The organism is Phenylobacterium sp., from assembly GCF_036263695.1.
Lineage (GTDB): Bacteria > Pseudomonadota > Alphaproteobacteria > Caulobacterales > Caulobacteraceae > Phenylobacterium.
This window is the reverse complement of sequence record NZ_DATAGM010000231.1, coordinates 1-4,620: the sequence shown is the minus strand read 5'-3', so window position 1 is coordinate 4,620 and position 4,620 is coordinate 1. Positions and strand designations below refer to the sequence as shown.

Below are 4,620 nucleotides of genomic sequence, written 5' to 3'. Positions count from 1 at the left end.
CTCCAGCATCTGCTGATAGAGCTCGACGCCGATCTCGCGGATGTGGCCTGACTGCTCCTCGCCCAACAGGTTGCCGCCGCCGCGGATGTCGAGGTCGTGGCTGGCCAGCTGGAAGCCGGCGCCCAGGCTGTCGAGCGACTGCAGCACCTTCAGCCGCTTCTCCGCCGAAAGGGTGATCGACCGCTCGGCCGGTGTCGTCAGATAGGCGTAGGCGCGGGTCTTGGCCCGGCCGACCCGGCCGCGGATCTGGTAGAGCTGGGCCAGGCCGAACATGTCCGCCCGGTGCACGACGAGGGTGTTGGCGGTGGGGATGTCGAGGCCGGACTCCACGATCGTCGTCGACAGCAGCACGTCGTACTGGCCGTCGTAGAAGGCGCTCATCACCTCCTCGAGTTGGGTCGGCGCCATCTGGCCGTGGCCGACCACGAAGCGGACCTCGGGGACCTGCTCGCGCAGGAACCGCTGCAGGTCCGGCAGGTCGGCGATGCGCGGCGCGACATAGTAGGCCTGACCGCCTCGGTACTTCTCGCGCAGCAGGGCTTCGCGGACCACGACCGGGTCCCAGGGCGTAATGTAGGTCCGCACCGCCAGCCGGTCGACCGGCGGGGTGGCGATGATCGACATCTCGCGGATGCCCGACAGCGACATCTGCAGGGTGCGCGGGATCGGCGTCGCGGTCAGCGTCAGCATGTGCACGTCGGCGCGAAGCTCCTTGAGCTTCTCCTTGTGCTTGACCCCGAAGTGCTGCTCCTCGTCGACGATCACCAGGCCCAGGTTCTTGAAGCCGACCTGCTTCGACAGCACCGCGTGGGTGCCGACGACGATCTCCACTTCGCCCTTCTTCAGCGCCTCGCGGGTCTCGGCGGCCTCCTTGGCGGGCACCAGGCGCGAGAGGCGGCGCACGCGCACTGGCCAGCCCTCGAACCGCTCGACGAAAGTCTTGTAGTGCTGCCGAGCCAGCAGCGTCGTCGGGCAGACCACGGCCACCTGCTGACCGCTCATTGCCACCACGAACGCGGCGCGCAGGGCGACCTCGGTCTTGCCGAAGCCCACGTCGCCGCAGATCAGCCGGTCCATCGGCTTGCCGGAGCCGAGGTCGCCCAGCACATCGCCGATGGCGGCCAGCTGGTCGTCGGTCTCCTCGTACGGGAAGCGCGCGCAGAACTCGTCGAACACCCCGTGCGGCGGCTCGACTTCCTCGGTCGACTTCAGGGCGCGTTGGGCGGCCAGGCGGATCAGCCCCTCGGCCATCTCGCGCAGCCGCTCCTTGGCCCGCGCCTTGCGGGCCTGCCAGGCCGCGCCGCCCAGCTTGTCGAGCTGCACGCCTTCGGAATCGGCGCCGTAGCGGGTGAGGAGGTCGATGTTCTCGACCGGCAGGTAGAGCTTCGCCTCCCCGCCGTACTGCAGCTCCAGGCAGTCGTGCGGCGCGCCCTGGACCTCGAGGGTCTTCAGGCCGTCGTAGCGCCCGATGCCGTGGTCGATGTGGACCACCAGGTCGCCGGTGGTCAGCGCCGAGGCCTCGGCGAGGAAGTTGGAGGCCCTGCGGCGCTTGCGCGGCCGGGCCAGCCGGTCGCCGAGGATGTCGGTTTCCGAGATGACCGCCAAGTCGTCCGTCTCGAACCCGGCCTCCAGCGGCAGCACCACCCGCTGCGGGACCTTGGGATCGGCCGCCTTGGCCTGGTCCCAATAGGCGGCGAACGGCACGCGGCCCAGCCCGTGGTCGGTGAGCATGCCCGCCAGCCGCTCGGACGAGCCCTCGGACCAGGAGGCGAACAGCACGCGCTTGCCGGCGGCGGCCAGCTTGCGGGCGTGGTCGGCGGTGGCCTCAAACAGGTTGACGCTGTCCTGCTTTCGCTCGGCGGCGAAGTTGCGGCCCTGCCGCGCGCCGAGATCGGCGACCACCTCGCCCTCGGCCTCCTGGAAGGCGGAGAAGCGGCGAGTCGGGTGGCTGGCCAGCGACCGGTCCCACTCGTCCTCCGTCAGGTAGAGTCGCTCGGGCGGCAGCGGATGGTACTGGGCCTTGCGATCGGCCTGGGCGCGGGCGTCGTAGGCGTCGCGGAGCATCGCCAGCCGCTCGTCCCGCGCCTCGCGGGCGAGGTGATCGAGAGCGATCAGCGAGTCCTTCGGCAGGTAGTCGAGCAGCGTCTCCATGCGCTCGTAGAACAGCGGCAGCCAATGCTCCATGCCGGCCCGGCGACCGCCTTCGCTGACGGTGGCGTAGAGCGGATCGTCCCCGGCCGCGCCGAACGCCTCCAGGTAGCCCTGCCGAAAGCGCGAGATCGCCTTGGCGTCGACCAGCGCCTCGGACACCGGCAGCAGGTCGACGGACTTCAGCTGCCTCGTGGAGCGCTGGGTCTCCGGATCGAAGGCGCGGATGGATTCCAGGGTGTCGCCGAATAGGTCGAGTCGCACCGGCTCCTCGGCGTTCGGCGGAAAGACGTCGATGACGCCCCCCCGGATGGCGAACTCGCCCCGCTCGGAGACGGTGGAGGCCCGCACGTAGCCGTTGACGCCGAAGTAGCGCTCAAGGTCGGCCACCTCGACCACCCGGCCGACCACGGTCGAGAAGGTCGCCTGTTTGACGTCGGCCCTCGGCGGCACGCGCTGCAGCAGCGCCGGCACGGCGACCACCAGGAGAGCCGGTTTCTTCGGATCAAAGCCGTCGGCGAGCCGGGCGAGCGTCGTCATCCGCTGCGCCGCGACGCCTGGCGATGGCCCAATGCGATCGTAGGGCAGGCAGTCCCAGGACGGGAAGCGCAACACCTCCAGCCCGGGCGCGAAGAAGGCGAGGGAGTCGGCGAAGGCGCTCATCCGCGCCGTGTCGCGGGCCACGAACACCGACAGCCCGCGGCGGGCGCGGACGATGTCGGCCATCACCAGGGCGTCGAAGCCCTCCGGCGCGCCGACCAGGTCCAGCCGGCCGGGATCGTCGGCGATGCGCCGCACGTCGGCGCGGGTCAGCGCCCGGGCGTCGTCAGCCGCCATTGCGCCCTTCCCGGGCCTCGAAGGCCTCGAAGCGGAACTGCTTGAGCATGCGCATCACGTCGCCGTCGAACGCCGCCGGCGTCGGGCGGCGCTCGATGATCCACTCGTAGATGTCCTGATCCGGCTGATCGAGCAGCGCCTCGAAGGCGTCCAGCTGCTCGGGGGTGAGGTTCGGGCCGTGCTTGTCCGCGAACGGCCCCAGGATGAGGTCCGCTTCCTTGAAGCCGCGTCGCCACGCCCGGAAACGCAGCCGTTTGAGCCTGATCTCGTCCATGTCAGCCTTGAAGAGCGGCCCATATAGGGTGCGCACGGGGCGAGCGCCAGCCGCTATCATCCCCGCATGCGGCCGGAGATTCTGTTCCCCCTGTTCGCGCCCGCGACCTCGCTGAAGGGGGTCGGGCCGCGCGTCGCGCCGCTCGTGGAGAAGCTGGCCGGCCCGATCGTGCGCGACGTGGCCTTCCTCAACCCCCACTCGCTGGTCCGCCGCACGCCGGCGACAGTTGCCGACGCCCTCGAAGGCGAAGTGCAGACATTCGAGGTTACCATCGAGTCCTACGCCAAGCCGCGTGGTCCGAACCAGCCGTGGCGAATCCGCTGCTTCGATGCGACCGGCTTCCTTTCCCTGGTGTTCTTCGGGAGCTTCGGGGCGAGCCTGGAGGGGCGCCATCCAGCGAACGCGCGCCGCATAGTCAGCGGCAAGGTCGAGCGCTTTCGCGACGAGCTACAGATCACCCACCCCGACTACATCGTCGAGCCGGACAAGGCCGAGACCATTCCAGAGCTGGAGCCGGTCTATCCGGCCACCGCCGGCCTACCGCCCCGCACCGTCCGCCGTCTGGCGCTGGAGGCGGCGAGCCGGGTCCCTGCCCTGCCCGAGTGGCAGGACCCGGCCTGGCTGCGCCAGGAGAGGTTCCCGACCTGGCAGGAGGCGCTCGCCCGGCTGCACAATCCGCAGAGCGAGGCCGACCTCCTTCCCCAGGCCCGTCACCAGCGCCGGCTTGCTTACGACGAACTGCTGGCCCACCAGCTGGCGATGGCCCAGCGCAAGGCGGCGCGGCGCGCCGATCCCGCGCCCAGGCTCGCGCCGGGCGACATCGCCCCCCGCATTGAGGCCGACCTGCCCTTCGCCCTGACCGGCGCGCAGAAGCGCTCGCTGGCCGAGATCCGCGCCGACCTGTCCGCCGGCGAGCGAATGAGCCGGTTGCTTCAAGGGGACGTGGGGTCGGGAAAGACTGTGGTCGCCATGCTGGCTATGGCCGATGTCGCCGCGGCCGGCGGCCAGACCGCCTTGATGGCGCCCACAGAGATCCTGGCCCGCCAGCACTTCGAGACGCTGGCCGAGCCGCTGCGGGCGCACGGGGTAGAGGTCGTGCTGCTCACCGGCCGCGACCGGGGCCCAGGCCGGGCCGAGAAGCTCGCGGCCCTGGCGAGCGGTCAGGCCAAGGTCGCGGTCGGCACCCACGCCCTCTTCCAGGACGAGGTCGCCTTTCACCGGCTGATGCTGGCGGTCATCGACGAGCAGCACCGGTTCGGCGTCGCCGAGCGCCAGCGGCTGCAGGCGAAGGGCGAAGCCGTGCACCTGCTCGCCATGTCGGCGACGCCGATCCCGAGGACCCTGGAGCTGACGGTCTACGG

The 4,620-nt window shown here is 70.6% G+C and carries 3 protein-coding genes; 1 reads left to right on the top strand and 2 read right to left on the bottom strand.

Annotated elements, in window-relative coordinates; translation table 11 throughout:
* The coding region (gene mfd, locus VHK87_RS09435) for a transcription-repair coupling factor (protein ID WP_329634644.1) at window positions 1-2,985 on the bottom strand (2,985 nt) is incomplete at its 3' end.
* A complete protein-coding gene (locus VHK87_RS09430; protein ID WP_329634645.1) occupies window positions 2,975-3,259 on the bottom strand; it encodes a succinate dehydrogenase assembly factor 2 in 285 nt (94 codons plus the stop codon). The genes VHK87_RS09430 and mfd, both read right to left, overlap by 11 nt.
* 66 nt (window positions 3,260-3,325) lie before the next feature.
* Between VHK87_RS09430 and VHK87_RS09425 the strand changes: the two genes are divergently transcribed.
* Window positions 3,326-4,620 (top strand): ATP-dependent DNA helicase RecG (locus VHK87_RS09425; RefSeq protein ID WP_329634643.1); only part of this gene is annotated, 1,295 nt, incomplete at its 3' end.